The following is a 17,852-nucleotide window of genomic DNA, read 5'->3' as shown; positions in this document are numbered from 1 at the left end:
TACGGGGCCGCGGCAGCAATGGCCGCCGCGGCCCGTACATATGCGCTATGACCTGCGGATTCTTACCATTTATTCGCCCGGACTCCACCCCTACTTCCGGTAGCCGATGTCCTGGAAGCGGGGCGTGGCGAAGCCGAAGGCGCCGACGTTGGCGAGCGACTTCTTCGTCGCCACCAGCTCGGGCCGCTGGTAGAGCGGAATCGAACCGGCGGCCGCCCAGATCCGGGCGTCGGCCTGCGCCACCAGCGTGTGCGAGGCACCCTCGTCCAGCTCGGAGGCGGCCTGGTCGAAGAGCTGGTCGATGTGGTCGGTGCCGACCCGGGTGTAGTTCTGCTCGACGGTCAGCGAGCCGTCGGGCGCTGGCTGCGGCTTGGCGTAGATCGGGCGGGCGTCGGTCGCCGGGTAGGCGGTGCCGGGCCAGGAGTACAGCGCCAGGTCGTAGTCACCGGAGGCGATGTGGTCCTGGAAGTAGCTGGCGTCGGAGACCCGCTGGAGGGACGTCTGGACGCCGATCTTGCCGAGCATCGAGGCGATCCGCCGTCCGACGGTGCGCAGCTGCTCGGAGCCGGCGCCGTCGGGGAGCACGAAGCGCAGGGTGAGCGGCTTGCCGTTCTTCTTGACGGCGGCGATCCGGGACGTCTTGCCGTCGGCGGGCTGGGGTGCGGCCGCCGCGTCGGCGGCACGCTCGACGGCGGCGTGCCGGGCACCCGGATGCCCGCCGGACCCCGGCAGCTGCCCGGTCTGTCCGATCTCGACCTGCTCGGCGGCGCCGAGCGCCTCCGCCGCCCGCTTCTTGTACCGCTTGTACTTGGCGTACGCCGCGGACTCGGTGTCACCGTCCGCGTCGGCCTTCTCACTGGCGGCCGCCTGCTTGTAGAACGAGGCGCTCTGCCGCAGCAGCGCGGACTGCTGGACCTCCGAGCCGACCGCGCCGGTGAAGGACAGCGGGGCCTCGGCGGCGGCGGGCCGGTCGCCCCGGCCGGGTGCCCCGGCGTGGCCGCGGCCGGCCCGGGCCGGGTTGCGGTCGTCGGAGCCGTCCGGCCCGTCCTCCGCGGAGTCGTCCCGGTACCCGTCCTCGGCGTACCGGTCGTCCGGCCGCCCCTCGCCGTCCTCGTCCGGGTATCCGTCGGGCGCCGGTGCCCCCGGCTTCTCGCCGGCCTGCTGGTGGTCGGCGCCGTCGCTCTTCCAGCCGGCGTCCGCGAGCAGCGCCTTGGCCGCCCCGGAGTCCTGGTCGCCGAGCGCGGCGCTGTGGTCCGCGTAGCCGTACTGCCCGGCCATCAGCAGATGGCTGCCGAGCGGCTTGGACGGCAGGTCGAGCGGCTTGAGGACGGTGTCGGCGAGCGCCTGCCGGTCCAGGGCCCGGGCCACCGCCCGGCGCACCCGGTCGTCGGCCAGCGGCCCGCTGCTGCCGTTGAGGGCGAGCTGGGTGTAGGCGGGCTCCAGCGCCTTGCGGATGGTGTAGCCGCGCAGGGCGGTGGTCTCCGCCGCGGCGGCCCTGGCGTAGGTACGGGCACCGGCCCGGGCGCCGTCGCCCTGCGGGCCCGCGTGGCCGTCGGCGGGCGAGCCGGAGGCGGCCGGACGGCGGGCGGAGGCGACCCGTTTCGCGGCGATCTGGTCGACCGCGGCGACATCGACGCTCCCCTCGGCCAGCGCCGCGGCCCGCTTGTCGCCGGGCAGGGACTGCAACACGATCCGCTTGAGCTTGGCGGGGTCGCCCCACCACCTCGGGTTGCGGACGAGGATGACGCGCCCCTCCTTGGCGTCCCGCTTCTGGACGAGGAACGGGCCGGCGCCGACCTCGAGCTGCTCCCGCGCGCCGTCGTTGAAGGCGTTGGCGCTGCCCATCACGCTCTTGGGGTAGAGCGGCGTGAACAGGGACCGCCAGTCGGCGTAGCGGCGGGCGAAGGTGACCTTGACCTCATGGGCGTTCGCGCCCTGTGCGACCTTGCCGATCCGGTCGTAGCCGGCGTTACGGGCGGTCCAGTAGGCATTGCTCTTGCCGCGCAGCGCGGTCCACTGGGCGACGAAGTCGGCGGCGGTGATCGCCGTACCGTCGCTCCAGCGCGCCTTGGGATTGATCTTGTAGGTGACGACCTGCTTGGGGTCCCGGCTGCTGACGTCCGCGGCGTCGAGGAAATCGGCGTTGCGCTGCGGTCTGCCACTCGCGTCGATGGTGAACATGCTGGGCAGCACCGCACCGGCGATCCGCGCGGTGGTCGCGTCGGCGTCGGCCTGGAAGGCGTTGAGGGTGCCGGGCATCGCGTCGACGGCCCAGCGCAGGGTGCCGCCGCTCTTCAGCTCGCCGCGGGGCGCCGGGGCGATGTCCTGGGACGCCGCGACGGACGCCTCCCGGTCGTCTTCGCTGCATCCGGTCAGGGCCGGCAGCGGGAGCAGCACCCCCGCCGCGATGAGCGCGGCACAGCGGCGTCTGCGGCACACCGCGCGGCGGCCTGCAAGGTGATCGTGGTCGGTCATGACGGTTACCTCCGGGCTCGCCCGCGCCGCGCCGAGCACCGCCTGGGGCTGACCGGCGCACCACGTTCGGCCGATTTTGCGGCTCATCACATCTATGGCCCCCCTACTGAAAGCGACCGCGCCCGGACCGGCAGTCCGACACGGCGGCCACCGCACCAAGGCCACCCGCCCGGCCCAACACAGGGCCCGCGGGGCGGGTCACGGCGGGGTTCGCGGGGGTGCGGGCCGCCGTCCGCCGCCGCCCGCTCCCGTATCGGCGTTCGACCTACGCCGGGGCGCATGGTTGCCGGAACGCACCGGTTCGAGTCGTAATCGCGCTGGACCCCTTCCCAACGCCTACTGTGACGCGCGACACTCTCGGGCGCATGAGATCGCCCACCACACCTTCAAAGTGAGGGCACGTTATATGTCCCTACAGGACGCAATGACGGCGGTTGAGCGCAGCTTGGACGACCTGATCCGGTCGGTGGGAAAACTGGAGACGCAGCTCGGCGCCGGCCTGGACATCCGCCGGGTCCGTACGGACACCGACCATCTGCGCGAGAGTCTCACCCTGCTGAAGCAGAGCGTGGCGGCCGCTCCCCCCGCCCACCGGCGCACGCCCGAGGTCGAGATGGTGCCGATCTCCGACGCCCCCTACAACTCCGCACTGTGGACCGACGCCCAGGACGAGGGCCTCGGCTCCAGGAACGGTCACGCGCCCTAGGGGAAATCCCCTGGTGGAGGCCCCCTAGGGGGTGACTTCGCCCCACTCAGCCCCTACCCCGTTGCCGCCCCGGTGGAAGCATTCCGGCCGGAGCGCCTTTCACGGAGACCGACGTTGGCCACTGGCACCGAACCCTCATCGCAAGCGGGCGCAACCGGCGTGCACGCCGCCTCGCGCGCCGCCATCCCCGCCCGTCATCTGCGCACCGACCGCTGGTGGCTGGCGCCGGCGTGCACCGCCGCCGGGCTGCTCGCGTTCATCGTCTACTCGACCTGGCGGGCCTTCGCGAACGCCGACTACTACGCCGCGCCCTATGTCTCGCCGTTCTACTCGCCCTGTCTGGCGGAGAACTGCCACACCATGCGCGGCGGTCCCAACTGGGAAATCTTCGGCAGCTGGTGGGGCCTGTCCCCCGCCCTGCTGATCCTGATCTTCCCGCTGGGCTTCCGGCTGACCTGCTACTACTACCGCAAGGCCTACTACCGCGGCTTCTGGGCCTCGCCGCCGGCCTGCGCGGTCGCCGAACCGCACAAGAAGTACACCGGTGAGACCCGCTTCCCGCTGATCCTCCAGAACATCCACCGCTACTTCTTCTACTTCGCGGTGCTGGTGGCCGGTGTGCTGACCTACGACACCGCGCTGACCTTCCGTGACGAGCACTACGCCTGGGGCCACATGGGCCTGGGCACCCTCATCTTCCTCGTCAACATCGTGCTGATCTGGACGTACACCCTCTCCTGCCACTCCTGCCGGCACATCATCGGCGGCCGGCTGCGGCACTTCTCCAAGCACCCGGTCCGCTACCGGATGTGGGGCTGGGTCGGCAAGCTCAACGAGCGGCACATGCTGCTCGCCTGGTCCTCACTGATCAGCGTGGCCGCCGCGGACTTCTATGTCTTCCTGCTGGCCAGCGGGGCGTTCGCGGACCCGCGCTTCTTCTGACGACAACATCTCCTAAGGAAAGGTGTGCCCCCTGATGGCGCATGTGGACCGGCAGGCATGGGACGTGGTCGTGGTGGGCGCCGGCGGCGCCGGACTGCGGGCCGCGATCGAGGCCCGCGAAGCCGGTATGCGGACGGCCGTGATCTGCAAGTCCCTGTTCGGCAAGGCCCATACGGTGATGGCCGAGGGCGGGATCGCGGCCAGCATGGGCAACGCCAACGAGCATGACAACTGGCAGGTCCACTTCCGGGACACCATGCGCGGCGGCAAGTTCCTCAACCAGTGGCGGATGGCCGAGCTGCACGCCCGGGAGGCGCCCGACCGGGTGTGGGAGCTGGAGACCTGGGGCGCGCTCTTCGACCGGACCGCCGACGGCCGGATCTCCCAGCGCAACTTCGGCGGCCACGAGTACCCGCGCCTGGCGCATGTCGGCGACCGTACGGGCCTGGAGCTGATCCGCACCCTCCAGCAGAAGATCGTCTCGCTCCAGCAGGAGGACGAGAAGGAATTCGGCGCGTACGACGCCCGGTTGAAGGTCTTCCAGGAGTGCACGGTCACCCGCGTCCTCAAGACAGACGGCCGGGTGTCCGGCGCCTTCTGCTACGAGCGGGAGTCCGGCCGCTTCTTCGTGCTGGAGGCGCCCGCGGTGGTGCTGGCCACCGGCGGTATCGGCAAGTCCTTCAAGGTGACCTCGAACTCCTGGGAGTACACCGGCGACGGCCATGCGCTGGCGCTGCTGGCCGGGGCGCCGCTGATCAATATGGAGTTCGTGCAGTTCCACCCCACCGGCATGGTCTGGCCGCCGTCAGTGAAGGGCATCCTCGTCACCGAATCCGTCCGCGGCGACGGCGGGGTGCTGCGCAACAGCGACGGCAAACGCTTCATGTTCGACTACATCCCGGACGTCTTCAAGGAGAAGTACGCGGAGACCGAGGACGAGGGCGACCGCTGGTACGAGGACCCGGAGCACAACCGCCGCCCGCCCGAGCTGCTGCCCCGCGACGAGGTGGCGCGGGCCATCAACGCCGAGGTCAAGGCGGGCCGCGGCTCCCCGCACGGCGGCGTCTATCTGGATGTCTCCACCCGGATGCCGGCCGAGGTGATCAAACGCCGGCTGCCCTCGATGCACCACCAGTTCAAGGAACTGGCGGATGTGGACATCACCGCCGAACCGATGGAGGTCGGCCCGACCTGTCACTACGTGATGGGCGGTGTGGACGTCGATCCGGACACCGCGGCGGCGACCGGGGTGCCGGGGCTGTTCGCGGCCGGTGAGGTGGCCGGCGGGATGCACGGCTCCAACCGGCTGGGCGGCAACTCGCTGTCCGACCTGCTGGTCTTCGGCCGCCGGGCCGGGCTGCACGCGGCCGAGTACGCGGCGTCGCTGGCCGACCGGCCGGTGCCCGATCCGCTCCAGATCGACACGGCGGAGGCGGAGGCGCTGCGCCCGTTCAGCGCCGAGGACACCGAGGCCACCGGGGATGCAGCGGACGCCGGCCGGGTCCCGGCGGAGAACCCGTACACCCTGCACCAGGAGCTCCAGCAGGCGATGAACGACCTGGTCGGCATCATCCGCAAGGAGAGCGAGATGTTCGAGGCGCTCAAGCGGCTGGCCGATCTGCGGGTACGGGCCCGGCGGGCCGGTGTCGAGGGGCACCGGCAGTACAACCCGGGCTGGCATCTGTCGCTCGATCTGCGGAACATGCTGCTGGTCAGCGAGTGTGTGGCGCGGGCGGCGCTGGAGCGCGAGGAGAGCCGGGGCGGGCACACCCGTGACGACCATCCGGCGATGGACCGGCACTGGCGCCAGATCAACCTGGTCTGCGAACTCGCCGATCCGCAGGGCGATTCCCGGGCCGCTGACCCGGCGCTGGGCCAGATCCGGCTGTCCCGCCGGGAGAATCCGCCGATCCGCCGCGATCTGCTGGAACTGTTCGAGAAGGACGAGCTGGCGAAGTATCTGACCGACGAGGAGCTGAGCCGGTGAGCCAGGCGCAGACAGAGCAGCAGTCCGGGACCTACCAGGCGCACTTCCGGGTGTGGCGGGGCGACGCGGACGCCGGGGAGCTGGTGGATTTCACCGTCGAGGTGCACGAGGGCGAGGTGGTGCTGGACATCGTGCACCGGCTCCAGGCGACCCAGGCGCCCGATCTCGCGGTGCGCTGGAACTGCAAGGCGGGCAAGTGCGGTTCGTGCAGCGCGGAGATCAACGGGCGGCCGCGGCTGATGTGTATGACCCGGATGTCGGTCTTCGAGCGTACGGAGACCCTCACGATCACCCCGCTGCGGGCCTTCCCGGTCGTCCGTGACCTGGTCACCGATGTGTCCTTCAACTACACCAAGGCCCGTGAGATCCCGTCGTTCGTGCCGCCTCCGGAGCTGGCGCCCGGTGAGTACCGCATGCAGCAGGAGGACGTCGGCCGCTCGCAGGAGTTCCGTAAGTGCATCGAGTGCTTCCTGTGCCAGGACACCTGCCATGTGGTGCGTGACCACGAGGAGAACAAGGCGGCGTTCGCCGGCCCGCGCTTCCTGATGCGGATCGCCGAGCTCGATATGCATCCACTGGACGCGGCGCCGGAGTCGGGGATCGACCGCAAGGCGACCGCGCAGGACGAGCACGGTCTGGGCTACTGCAACATCACCAAATGCTGTACCGAGGTCTGTCCCGAGCACATCAAGATCACCGACAATGCGCTGATCCCGCTGAAGGAGCGCGCCGCGGACCGTAAGTACGACCCGCTGGTGTGGCTCGGGAACAAGATCCGGCGCCGTACCGAATGATCCGGTGACGGGTGCGCGGGGGCCGGTGTCACGCCCGGCCCCCGCGGCGCGTCCGCCCGGGTCTCAGAACAGGCTCAGCAGGGCTTCCGCCGGATCCACCGCCGTCGACTCCCCGTCGGGCAGGGCGAGTTCGAACCATACGGTCTTGCCGCGCGGGGTACGGCGGCTGCCCCAGCCCTCGCTCAGCAGTCCGACCAGCTGGAGTCCGCGGCCGCCCTCGTCGGTGTCGCGGGCGCGGCGGCGGCGCGGCTGGGCGAGATCGGCGTCCCAGACCTCGCAGACCAGCGAGCGGTCCAGCAGCAGACGCAGCCGGATCTCGCCGTGGCCGTGCCGCAGTGCGTTGGTCACCAGCTCGCTGACCAGCAGCTCCGTGGTGTCGACCAGGTCCTGAAGGCCCCAGTCCGTGAGCTGGTCGCGGGCCAGTTCGCGGGCGCGGGCCACCGAACGCGCCTCCGGCGCCAGATTCCAGTCGCCCACCGCGTCCTTGGGCAGCCCCTGTACCCGCGCCATCAGCAGCGCGATGTCGTCCTCGCCGTGCGAGGTGTCCAGGGCGTTCAGGACGTGGTCGCAGGCGTCCTCCAGCGGGCGGTCGGCGCCCGAGAGGGCCGTACGGAACGCCCGCAGCCCCTCGTCCAGCGGATGGTGGCGGGACTCCACCAGACCGTCGGTGTAGAGCGCCAGCAGCGCACCGTCCGGCAGCTCGACCTCGATCTCCTCGAACGGCTCCCCGCCGACGCCCAGCGGCATCCCCGGGGGGACGTCGAGCAGCAGCGCGTCCTCCCCGTCCTCGACCAGGACCGGGGGCAGATGCCCGGCGTTGGCGATCGTGCAGCGCCGGGTGACCGGGTCGTAGACGGCGTAGACGCAGGTGGCGAGGTAGACCTCGGAGAGGTCGGCGGTACGGGCCGAGCGCCCCGTCTCGGGCGTGCCGTCGGCGGTTCCGGACCGGCCGCGGGCGGACCGGGACTGGGACCGGCCGTTGCCGTCGCCGCCGAGCCCGCGGGCGATCTCGTCCAGCGCCGAGAGCACCTCGGCCGGTTCCAGGTCCAGCAGCGCCAGCGTGCGGACGGCGGTGCGCAGTTCGCCCATGGCCACGGCGGCGCGCAGTCCGCGCCCCATGACGTCGCCGACGACCAGGGCCGTGCGGTGGCCGGGGAGTTCGATGACATCGAACCAGTCGCCGCCGACCTCGGTGGCGGTGGTGCCGGGCAGATAGCGGCAGGCGATGTCCAGGCCGGCCGCCTCCGGGTCGCCGGGCGGCAGCAGACTGCGCTGCAATATCAGCGCGCGTTCGTGCTCCCGGCGGTAGAGGCGGGCGTTGTCGATACAGACCGCGGCCCGCGCGGCCAGCTCGACGGCGAGCGCGGTGTCGCGCTCCCCGAACGGCTCGCTGCCCTTCGTACGGGAGAACTGCACCAGCCCGACGACGGTGTCCCTGGCGACCATCGGCACGGCGAGGGTGGAGTGCACCACCGCGCCCAGCTCCGGCCCTTCGTCGCTCTCCCGGGCCGGGATGATCTGTGCCTGGGCGGTGCGCAGGGCGCCCGCGCAGGGGGAGTTGAAGGGGTAGCGGTGGACGGCGCCGACCGCGACCGGGCCGGGTGCGTCGCCGAGGACAGCGGAGGCGGTGGCGAGCGGGGCGTCCGAGACGGCGCTGGCGAAGGCGACCCGGCGCAGCTCGGCGCTGCCGTCGCTGGTGCCGGGCGGGGCCTCGTCACCGGACAGCAGGCCCTGATAGAGGTCCACCGAGGCCAGATCGCAGAACTGCGGGACGGCGACGTCCAGCAGGGTGCGGGCGGTGGTCTCCAGGTCGAGGGAGTTGCCTATCCGGGCGCCGGCCTCGTTGAGCAGGGCGAGGTTACGGCGGGCGTTGGCGGCCTCGCGCTCGGCCCGGCGCCGGCCGGTGACATCGGCGGCGAGCGCCGCGACACCGATGGGGCGGCCGCTGGCACCGTGCAGCCGGTAGAGCGACACCGACCAGCGGCGGCGGTCCTCGTCGCCGGAGGCCAGGCCGACCAGCTGCATCTCGGCGACCGGCTCGCCGGTGTCCAGGACGCGGCGCAGCGCGGCGGTCATCCGCTCGGCCTCGGACCGGGGCAGGAAGTCGTGCGGACCGCAGCCGCGGTACTTGCTCGCCGGGCCGCCGAAGACCGAGGCGAACCGCTCGTTGACCCGCAGCAGCTTCAGGTCCGTACCGAACAGGGTGAAGCCCATGGGAGATTGACCGAAAACGGCCTGCGAGGCGGCGAGGTCGGTTTCGATGCCGCGCAGCGCCCGGACGTCGACGACCAGACAGACCGCGGCGCGTTCACCGTCCTCGTTGCGGGACGGCATCACATAGATCTCGGCGAGGCCGTCGGCCGCGCCGTTCGTTTCCCTGCGGTAGGGCACCAGGCCGGTCCACTCCCGGCCGTCGAGTATCTCGGACACCTTGCGGTGCCCGGTCTCCCGCAACTCCCGGGGGACGAACGCCTCTACGGGGTCCTTGCCGAGCGCGTAACGGGCGGGGATGCCGAGCATCTGCTCCGCGCGCTCGCTCCACTGCTCGATCCGTCCGTCGGGGCCGAGCGAGAAGGAGGCCACCCGGATGTAGTCGTAGATCGATCCGGGCCGGCTGCTCTGCCATACGGGCGGACCTTGCAGTTCGCGCAGGGGCGGACGGCCACCTGGGTCGCCGGGGCTGTCCGCACCGCCCTGACCTTCGGCCTGCGCGGGTTCTGCCCCGCCAGATGACATCTTGCTCACGAGCCCCGTCCCCTCCAGCTCATCGTGCCCGGACCGGACCAGCTCGAGTATCCAATACCCCGGCTATCCGGAACACGGTCTTCACGATCACAGCACAGTCTCGATCGCAGCCCAGCGACAAAATGTCGATGGAATGGCAACGATCAGGACTTTCATCAGTCTCCTAACCAGCCACCGACAGCTCGAACCACACTGTCTTACCGCTCTTTCCGCGCCGGGTCCCCCAACGTCGCGAACTGCACGCGACCAGCTGCAATCCTCGGCCTCCCTCGTCATCGGGAGCGGCGTCGCGCTCCAGCGGCGGGTCGGGCAGCGGATCGGATACCTCGACGAGCAGCCCGTCGGAGCTGATCAGCACCATGCGGACCCCGATCGGCCCGCTGGCATGGCGCAGGGAGTTGGTGACGAGCTCGCTGACGAGTAGTACGGCCATGTCGGCGGCGCCGTTCAGGCCCCAGTCGTCCATGACCCGCCGGACGGCCGTGCGGGCGGTGCGCACCGCTCCGGGGTCGGCCGGAAAGCTCCATTCAGCGGTGGCGGAACCGGCGGCCTTGCCGCGCCTGCGAGCACTGCCGGAGCCAGGCTCAGGGACCCCTGCCGCTGCGCTGTCGCTCACGCCGATCACATCCCAGCACGATGGCATCCCCGTCGTCTTGTCTGCACCGAGGGGGTCAATCTGGACATACCCGGTATCCGGCCCTGCATATCGCCTAGAGCGGTGCACTGTGGCACAAATGAAACATATTGCTGTGGGGGGCTGGTGTTCCGGGTGCAGGCGAGGGTGGATGCGGGCAGGGGTGGGCGGGGCGCAAGCAAAAAGGGGGCCGGACGCGGGCAGGGGCGGGGGCGCAGACAGGGAGCGGGCGGGGCCGGCTGCGGCTCGTTACCGCCGTACGCCCGTCGCCCCGGCCGGGGCCGCCAGTCGGCGCATCGCCTCGGCGACCGCCGGGCGGTCCTGGTCCAGCCAGTCGACCTGGTTCTCCTCGCCGGGCAGCAGCCAGCGCAGCTCGTCATGGTCCTGGAGCGGACGTGGCTCCCCGGACAGCAGCCGGGCCGTCCACACCTGAAGGACATAGCCGGGGCGCAGTATCCACTCGCCCGGAATCCGTTCCAGGGCCGCGGCCTCGACACCCAGCTCCTCGCGCAGCTCACGCTCCAGCGCCCGCTCGGGTGTCTCGTCGTCCTCCACCTTGCCGCCGGGCAGCTCCCAGCGGCCGGCCAGCGCGGGCGGTGCGCTGCGCCGTGCGGCCAGCAGCCGCCCGCGCTCGCACACCGCTCCGCCCACCACTACGCGCACGGTCGTCATGCGCGGCAGCCTACGTGCCCCGCTCTGGTCCCGCTTCTCGCCCGTCGCCCCTCAGGTCGCCGCCCGGTCGGCCTTCTCGACCACGTAGAGCTGCTGGCGACCGCGCGTCTCCAGCCGGTCGGCCACCCGCTCCGCCTCCGCGCGGGTGGCATACCGGCCCACGCGATAGCGGTTGCCCCCTTCGTCCTGGCGGATGACGAGCCAGGGGAGCACGGCTCCACCCTCAGTCATTGCGCCCCTCCGTCCGCCGGATAGCGCGCCGTCACGCGCTCCTGGTCTGCTGATGCCGAAATCGCAATCCGCATATGCCCGAGCGTACGCCCGACCTTCACTCAGCGGATATGGATTTACACAAAGAGGTACCGAACCGGCCACCCGCGGGCCCCGGCGAACCGGAAGCGGCCTGCGAGTGGCCGGTGGAGCCCGAGGGGCTCGGGCATACGTATCGGCGCCGACGGCGCGGGAGCGGGGCTCAGGACCCGACGGAGACCTTGTCCCCTTCGGTCTCCTTGGCCGCCTCGGCCGCCTCGGCCTCTTCCGCCGCCTGGATCTCGGCCTCGGCCTGGATCAGCGTCGGGTTACGCCAGGAGCTGCGCACGCCCCAGTAGTAGAAGGCCAGTCCGATCAGGGCGACCAGGGCGATGTCCCAGCCCTCGGGCAGATAGCCCTTACCGCCGAACTCCTTGCCGCCCATGTACGAAACGGCGGCCATGACCAGCAGATACGCCACCATCCAGGCACCGGCCTTCAGGTGCGGGCGCAGCGCGGCCCACGGCTTGCGGCCCTGGGTCAGCGGCTTGCCGATCTCGTACCAGGCCCAGACCGGAAGTCCGACGGCCATGATCAGGATGACCTTGCCGGTGAGCGGCCAGCGGCCCCAGTAGAGGACCAGCGAGCCGAAGATCATCGCGATCGGCGCGATCACCGGCATCGCCTTCAGCTGCACCGGGCGCTTGAGGTCCGGCGAGACGCGGCGCAGCGACATCACCGCGACCGGGCCGGTGATGTACGAGATGACCGTGGCCACCGAGACGATCTCGGCGAGCGAGCCCCAGCCGCGGAAGACCGCGAGGAACAGGAAGGCGATCACGAGGTTGAGCAGCAGCGCCGGGCGCGGCACACCGGTCTTCTTGTCCACCTTGCCGAAGATGCCCGGCAGATGACCGTTCTCCTGCACACCGTGGATCATGCGGGAGGTGGTGGCCGCGTAGATCATGCCGGTGCCGGACGGCGAGACAAAGGCGTCCGCGTACAGCAGCAGCGCCAGCCAGTTCAGGCCCCAGGCGATGGCGAGGTCGGCGAGCGGCGAGTTGAAGCCGAGACCGGCCCAGCCGCCGCCGGCGGCCAGCTTGTCGCCGGGCACCGCCATCAGGAACGCGACCTGGAGGGCGACATAGATGACCAGCGCGATCACGATCGACCAGATAACGGCCTTCGGCAGCGACTTGCCGGGGTTACGGGCCTCGGCGGCGAGGTTCAGCGGGGACTGGAAGCCGTTGTAGGCCCAGACGATGCCGGAGACGGCGACGGCGGTGAAGACCGAGCTCCAGCCGTTGGGCGTGAAGCCGCCGTGGTGAACGATGTTGCTGGTGTCGAAGTGCGCCAGCATCAGCGCGCCCGCGGTCATGGCCGGGACGACGACCTTGAAGACCGTGATCGCGGTGTTGGTCTTCGCGAACAGCGAGATCGCGAACCAGTTGAGGAAGAAGTAGAAGATCAGCAGCACGCTGGCGAGCCCGACACCGGTGCCGGTCAGCTCCTTGCCGTCGTACAGCGCCTGCGCCCAGCCGAAGTCCCAGGAACTCATGTACTGGACGGAGGCGGTGGCCTCACCCGGGATGACCGAGACGATCGCGATCCAGTTCGCCCAGGCCGCGAGGTAGCCGGCGAGCGAGCCGTGGGAGTACTGGCCGTAGCGGACCATGCCGCCGGCCTTGGGGAACATCGAGCCGAGCTCGGTGTAGGTGAGGGCGATCGTCAGAGCGACCAGCGCTCCGATGACCCAGGCGAGGATCGCGGCGGGGCCGGCGATGGCGGCGGCCCGTTCGGCTCCGAAGAGCCAGCCGGAACCGATGATGGACCCGAGACCAGTGGCGGTCAGGGCAATGGTCCCGAGGGACCGACGGTAGTTCGAGTGCGCGCCCTGCTCCGCACTCGGGGTCTTCGTCGTGCTCACGTGCTGGTCTCCTGGTCTTCCCCCGTGCCGTGCACAAACTTCGCCATCGTAAGAGCGAATCGCACGGTCGGCTTCCCTCACCCGGCCAAAAATCCCGCCCAGTTGAGCGTCTGTGGGGTATCCCACACCGAATTGCGGGCGGCATTTACCAATAGATAGGGCAAAATGGGGCACCAGCCTGAGAACCAAAGGCGAGCTCCCTGCGTCTAGGCGACACACACAGGGCACCGAACCAACACACCATCTACTTCACAGGCAGGTGGTAGGCGACCCGATAGCGGTCCGCGAGGGTGACGACATCGGCCGTCTCGACCGGCCGGCCGCCCGCGAAATAGGTCCGCGAGACGACCAGCACCGCATGCCCCGGCACCCCGCCCAGCGTCATCGCCTCCTCCGCCAGCGACGGCCGCGCACCGACCTCCTCGACGACGTTGTCCACCACCACATCGATGGCCGCCATCCGTTCGACCACCCCGCGGCCCGCCAGCGGCCCCTCCTCCGGCAGCATCACCGGCGTCCGCCCGGTCACCTCCAGGGGCTCCCACGAGGTCGAGAGCATCGACGGCTCCCCCTCCGCCCGGAAGACATAGCGCGTGCGCATCACCTTGGCCCCGTGCGGAATGCGCAGCCGGGCCGCGACCACCGAACCGGCCGCCTCCTGCGCGCTGCTGGACTCCCAGGTGCCCCGCACCCGCTCGTCCGTCTGCTCCTGCCGGAAGGGCGTACAGCCACCGGCCGAGTGGAAGCCGACGCGGGCGATCCGGCGCGGGACGGGCTGTTCGCGCACATAGGTCCCCGACCCCGAGCGGCCCTCGACCAGCCCCTCGGCCATCAGGACCTTGCGCGCCTCCAGGGCGACGGTGTCCGAGACGCCGTACTCCTCGCGGATGCGCGCCTGGGAGGGAAGGCGGGTGTGCGGCGGCAGCACCCCATCGACGATCTTCTGGCGCAGGTCGCCGGCGACGCGGAGGTACGCGGGCTGCTCACCGAAAGGCACATGCCCCTCCCAACAGCTTGACAGTCAGCAACAGCGTGGCAACCGCGCGTTGCCGACCGCAACCTTGGGCCAGATGTTCACCTGATGTGATGAATCCCAGCTCAGCACGTGTATGAGGCGAGATCAGGCTCCACCAGGCCCCGCATCCCCACCCCGCGCCACCCCACTGGTTCTTTCCACCCGGGTGGACGCGCCCCATACATGTCACGATCGAAACGGGACCACGTTCGAAGAACACGTCCGGAACGGCATACCGAACACGGCACGGCCCGGCACGAAGACGCCGCACCAGGAACGCGGAGCGCGGCATCAGGACGGGAAGGAAGGGATCCCATGCCCGCCGAACCCCACCTCTCCCCCATGCCCAGGGACTGGCAGCGGGCGCTCGCCGTCGTCGCCCACCCGGACGACCTCGAATACGGCGCCGCGGCCGCCATCGCCGAATGGACCGGCGCCGGGCGGCAGGTCAGCTATCTCCTGGTCACCCGCGGCGAGGCCGGTATCGACGGGCTCGCACCCGCCGAGTGCGCCGCGGTCCGCGAGACCGAGCAGCGGGCCGGTGCCGCGCTCGTCGGCGTCCACACCGTCGAATTCCTCGACCGCCACCACGACGGTGTGATCGAGGCCGGCCCGGCGCTGCGCCGCGATCTGGCCGCGGCCATCCGCCGCCACCGCCCGGAGCTCCTGGTCACCCTCAACCACCACGACACCTGGGGCGGCGTCCAATGGAACAGCGCGGACCACCGGGTGGTGGGGCGCGCCGTCCTGGACGCGGCGGGCGACGCCGGCAACCGCTGGATCTTTCCCGAACTCGCCGGCGCCCAGGGACTGGCGCCCTGGAACGGCGTGCGCTGGGTGGCCGTGGCGGGCTCCCCGCACCCCACACACGCCGCCGAAGTGGGCCCCGGCATCGACCGCGCGGTCGACTCACTGGCGGCCCACAGCACCTACATCAAGGGCCTGGGCGGCTCCTCACAGGACCCCCGCGCGTACGCCCGCAGCTTCATCGAGCAGACGCTGCGCAACGGCGGCGAACGCTACCGGGGCCGCCCCGCCACCCTCTTCCAGCTCTTCCCCCGCTGAGGTTCACGGGCTCCCCGGCAGCCCGCGCGCGAACCCGGACACCAGCCCCGCGACGTCCTCGGGCCGTTCCAGCAGCATCGCGTGCGTGCCGTCCACTCCGGCGACGGTCACCTGCGGCCGGGTCCGCGCCAGTTCGGCCAGGTCGCGGGCCAGCCCCCGCACATAGGCCGCCATCATCTGGTCGAACCACGGGGGCATGCCCGGTACCGACGGGTTGGGGCGCAGCGCGCGGGCGATCAGCAGCGGCCGGGTCACCCTCCGGTAGAGCGTGAACAGATCGATGCCCACCATCGCCTGCTGCGTCTCCCGCGCCTGCCGCCGCCCCGGCCGCAGGAAGAGCTGCCCGTCCGCCGTCTCGCCCAGGGACCGCCGTACGCCGGCCTCCATCAGCTCCGCCGGAATCCCCAACTCCGCCGCCATGCCGGTCTGATAGCCGAGGACCGCTTCCAACGCCTCGGGCGGGAAGGGCCGTCCGCCGGCCTCCTCCGCGAACTTCCGTACCTCCGCGAGCCGTTCCCGCACCGTGGCGGCGTCCAGTCCCACGTACTGCTCCGGCCGCCCCATCCCGTGCCCGTCGAGGTTCACCGCCGCCGGCACGCCCTCGTCCCGCTCCAGGCAGCGCGCGGCGATCATGCCGCCCAGCGAATGCCCCACCACCACGGCGTCCGGCGCCCCGCACGCCGCCAGCACCGCCGTCACATCGTCGGCCGCCACCTCGAAGGTCCACTGCGCCGCGCCGTCCCCCGACCGCCCGTGCCCCCGCAGATCCATCGCCCACACCCGGTGCCGCTCGGCCAGCAGCGGGGCCACCCGCGCCCAGTCGGCCAGCGTCCGCCCCGCACCGTGCAGCAACAGCACCGGGGAGCCGTCCCCACCGTGATCCCGGACGGCCAGCTCCACACCGTCGGCCGCCACACACACCAGATCCTCGCCCGCGCTCTTCGTCATGCGTTCACGCTAGACCTGCGAAAAAGCTTCAAGATCATCCGCAAAAAGGATGCCCCGGCCACCCGATCCGGGTCAGAATGGATCAACCCCCTTTTGCCACCGGCCCCTTGGCCGTCGTCCGCTCACGGCCCTTCCAGGCCACGTAGGAGACGTTCAGGATGTCGCCCGGCACCTCCCCACGCGTCCCGACCTCGCGGCGGCGATATCGCCCCCCAGGAAGACCCCGTCCGCCCGCAGCCCGTTGGCGACGGCCGTGAGGTGCGCGGCGGACGGGCGGGGCCACTGCCGCCCGGCCCGTTCTGTGGGCCGTCGGTGGCACAGCGGGCCGCACCCGCTTGCGCCTCCCGGCGAGCGCGCCCACCGCGCTGAACAATCGCCTCTGACCAGGACGTATGCATGCGTCTCAACGGACTGAGGGGAAACGATTTCGATGGACGGAGCGAGACAGCCGGACCGCAGGGCCCTGCTGGCCGGCGGACTGTTCGCCGCCACGGCGGCACTCACGGGGTGCTCCTCGAAGAGCACCGCCCCGGCAGCAGCCGGCGGCTCGCCGCAGGCGCGGCCCACCATGCAGCCCACCGCCCGGCCCACCACCCCGGAAGCGGCCTTCACCCGCCTGATGGAAGGCAACCAGCGCTGGGTGAGCGGCGACCTCCAGCACCCCGACCGGGATCCGGACCGGCGCGAGTTCGTGGCCCAGGAGCAGAAGCCGTTCGGGTCGGTCCTCGCCTGCATCGACTCCCGGGTGCCGCCGGAGCTCCTCTTCGACACCGGACTGGGCGACCTCTACGTGATGCGCACGGGCGGCGAGGCGGTCGGCCCGGTGGTCACGGGCTCCGTCGAGTACGGGCCGATGACCAGCGGAACCCCTCTCATCGTGGTCCTCGGCCACCAGCGCTGCGGCGCCATCGAGGCCTCGTACACCTCGCTCAAAGAGGGCAAGCCGCTGCCCGGCAACCTGGAGGCCATCGCCCGCGCCCTGCGCCCGGCCTACGAACAGACGGTCCGGGAAGGCGGCAGCGACCCGGTCGACACCATGGCCCGCGCCCAGGTCACCCTGACCGCCGCCGATCTCCGCTCCAACCAGGACCTGGCCCCGCTCGTGCGGAAAGGCACCCTCGCCGTGGTCGGCGCCTACTACTCCCTCGACACCGGCAAGGTGGAGGTCCTGTCGGGCGCGCCGTCCTGACCTGCCGTACGGGACTGCCGGGGCCTGCCGGTTCAGGCTGCGAGGAGCTCCGCCCAGCATGTGGTGCCGCCCGGGTGGACCCGGGTGCCGCACTCGGCCGCCAGGGCGGTGATGATGTCGAGCCCGCGGCCGTGCTCGTCCGGGCAGGGGGCGGCGGCCGGCCGCCGGTTCGCCGCCGCAGGCCCCGCGTCGGTCACCTCGACGCGCAGGGCACTGTGCCCGCCGGCCCCACCCCGTGACAGCCGCAGCACCGCCGGCGGCAGGGCGTGCACGACCGCGTTGGTGATCAGCTCCGAGATCACCAGGAGCGCGTCCTCGGCGAGGTCCGGGGTCAGGTTCCAGTCGGCCAGGACCGTACGCACCCTCCGGCGTACGACCGAGACGGCCTCGGGGATGTGCGGCAGCGGGCAGACATGTTCGTCCGCCTCCGGAACCACCACGTCAAGCTGTGCCGTCATGCCTCCACCTCCCGGGCCCCCTGCCGGCTGGACGCCGGGCTTGAGA

At 71.3% G+C, this 17,852-nt stretch carries 15 protein-coding genes; 6 read left to right on the top strand and 9 right to left on the bottom strand.

The annotated features are described in order from the left end of the window. Positions 1 to 90 precede the first annotated feature (90 nt). Positions 91 to 2,475: an ABC transporter substrate-binding protein gene (locus TU31_RS02530; protein ID WP_042148168.1), complete on the bottom strand. Its 2,385-nt coding sequence runs from the start codon at positions 2,473 to 2,475 to the stop codon at positions 91 to 93. Between the two features lie 406 nt (positions 2,476 to 2,881). Here TU31_RS02530 and TU31_RS02525 point away from each other — a divergent pair, with 406 nt between their 5' ends. The 4 genes from TU31_RS02525 to TU31_RS02510 all read left to right on the top strand — a co-directional run bounded on the left by TU31_RS02525 (position 2,882) and on the right by TU31_RS02510 (position 6,904). Then, on the top strand, positions 2,882 to 3,181 hold the full coding sequence (locus TU31_RS02525; RefSeq protein WP_042148165.1) for an Rv0250c family protein: 300 nt from the start codon (positions 2,882 to 2,884) through the stop codon (positions 3,179 to 3,181). A 114-nt stretch (positions 3,182 to 3,295) separates the two neighbouring features. After that, positions 3,296 to 4,123, top strand: a complete 828-nt coding sequence (sdhC, locus tag TU31_RS02520) for a succinate dehydrogenase subunit SdhC (RefSeq protein WP_042148162.1) — start codon at positions 3,296 to 3,298, stop codon at positions 4,121 to 4,123. A 34-nt stretch (positions 4,124 to 4,157) separates the two neighbouring features. Continuing rightward, a complete protein-coding gene (locus TU31_RS02515) occupies positions 4,158 to 6,110 on the top strand; it encodes a fumarate reductase/succinate dehydrogenase flavoprotein subunit (RefSeq protein ID WP_042148156.1) in 1,953 nt (650 codons plus the stop codon). Continuing rightward, positions 6,107 to 6,904 carry a succinate dehydrogenase/fumarate reductase iron-sulfur subunit gene (locus TU31_RS02510; RefSeq protein ID WP_042148154.1) on the top strand — a complete coding sequence of 266 codons (798 nt, stop codon included), beginning with the start codon at positions 6,107 to 6,109 and terminating at the stop codon, positions 6,902 to 6,904. The genes TU31_RS02515 and TU31_RS02510 overlap by 4 nt, the downstream gene beginning before the upstream one ends. 63 nt (positions 6,905 to 6,967) lie before the next feature. Here the strand turns inward: TU31_RS02510 and TU31_RS02505 are convergent, their stop codons facing one another. The 6 genes from TU31_RS02505 to TU31_RS02480 form a co-directional block, all read right to left on the bottom strand. Further along, positions 6,968 to 9,640, bottom strand: a complete 2,673-nt coding sequence (locus TU31_RS02505) for a SpoIIE family protein phosphatase (protein ID WP_245698415.1) — start codon at positions 9,638 to 9,640, stop codon at positions 6,968 to 6,970. 172 nt (positions 9,641 to 9,812) lie between these two features. Continuing rightward, positions 9,813 to 10,274, bottom strand: a complete 462-nt coding sequence (locus tag TU31_RS02500; protein WP_042148151.1) for an ATP-binding protein — start codon at positions 10,272 to 10,274, stop codon at positions 9,813 to 9,815. Between the two features lie 258 nt (positions 10,275 to 10,532). Next, positions 10,533 to 10,955, bottom strand: a complete 423-nt coding sequence (locus tag TU31_RS02495) for a (deoxy)nucleoside triphosphate pyrophosphohydrolase (protein ID WP_181018515.1) — start codon at positions 10,953 to 10,955, stop codon at positions 10,533 to 10,535. Between the two features lie 51 nt (positions 10,956 to 11,006). Further along, positions 11,007 to 11,186, bottom strand: coding sequence for an SPOR domain-containing protein (locus TU31_RS02490; RefSeq protein ID WP_018089368.1), 180 nt, complete (start codon positions 11,184 to 11,186; stop codon positions 11,007 to 11,009). Between the two features lie 241 nt (positions 11,187 to 11,427). Beyond that, positions 11,428 to 13,131 (bottom strand): APC family permease, encoded by a 1,704-nt coding sequence (locus TU31_RS02485; protein WP_042148143.1) that lies wholly within the window; start codon positions 13,129 to 13,131, stop codon positions 11,428 to 11,430. A gap of 244 nt (positions 13,132 to 13,375) precedes the next feature. Further along, a complete protein-coding gene (locus TU31_RS02480) occupies positions 13,376 to 14,128 on the bottom strand; it encodes a GntR family transcriptional regulator (protein ID WP_042148140.1) in 753 nt (250 codons plus the stop codon). A 333-nt stretch (positions 14,129 to 14,461) separates the two neighbouring features. Here TU31_RS02480 and TU31_RS02475 point away from each other — a divergent pair, with 333 nt between their 5' ends. Further along, the gene (locus TU31_RS02475; protein ID WP_042148137.1) at positions 14,462 to 15,211 is read left to right on the top strand and encodes a PIG-L deacetylase family protein; all 750 of its coding nucleotides are present in this window, start codon (positions 14,462 to 14,464) and stop codon (positions 15,209 to 15,211) included. A gap of 3 nt (positions 15,212 to 15,214) precedes the next feature. Here TU31_RS02475 and TU31_RS02470 read toward each other — a convergent pair whose 3' ends face one another. Next, positions 15,215 to 16,159: an alpha/beta fold hydrolase gene (locus TU31_RS02470; protein WP_042148136.1), complete on the bottom strand. Its 945-nt coding sequence runs from the start codon at positions 16,157 to 16,159 to the stop codon at positions 15,215 to 15,217. Positions 16,160 to 16,589: 430 nt separating this feature from the next. On the opposite strand from TU31_RS02470, the gene TU31_RS02465 reads away from it, so the two are divergent. Then, positions 16,590 to 17,348 (top strand): carbonic anhydrase, encoded by a 759-nt coding sequence (locus TU31_RS02465; protein ID WP_181018514.1) that lies wholly within the window; start codon positions 16,590 to 16,592, stop codon positions 17,346 to 17,348. A 32-nt stretch (positions 17,349 to 17,380) separates the two neighbouring features. Here TU31_RS02465 and TU31_RS02460 read toward each other — a convergent pair whose 3' ends face one another. Continuing rightward, positions 17,381 to 17,806 (bottom strand): ATP-binding protein, encoded by a 426-nt coding sequence (locus TU31_RS02460; RefSeq protein ID WP_042148133.1) that lies wholly within the window; start codon positions 17,804 to 17,806, stop codon positions 17,381 to 17,383. Between the last annotated feature and the right edge of the window lie 46 nt (positions 17,807 to 17,852).

The sequence above is a fragment of the Streptomyces lydicamycinicus genome, from assembly GCF_000829715.2.
In the GTDB taxonomy this organism is placed as follows: domain Bacteria; phylum Actinomycetota; class Actinomycetes; order Streptomycetales; family Streptomycetaceae; genus Streptomyces; species Streptomyces lydicamycinicus.
This window is presented reverse-complemented; position numbering and strand designations above follow the sequence as displayed.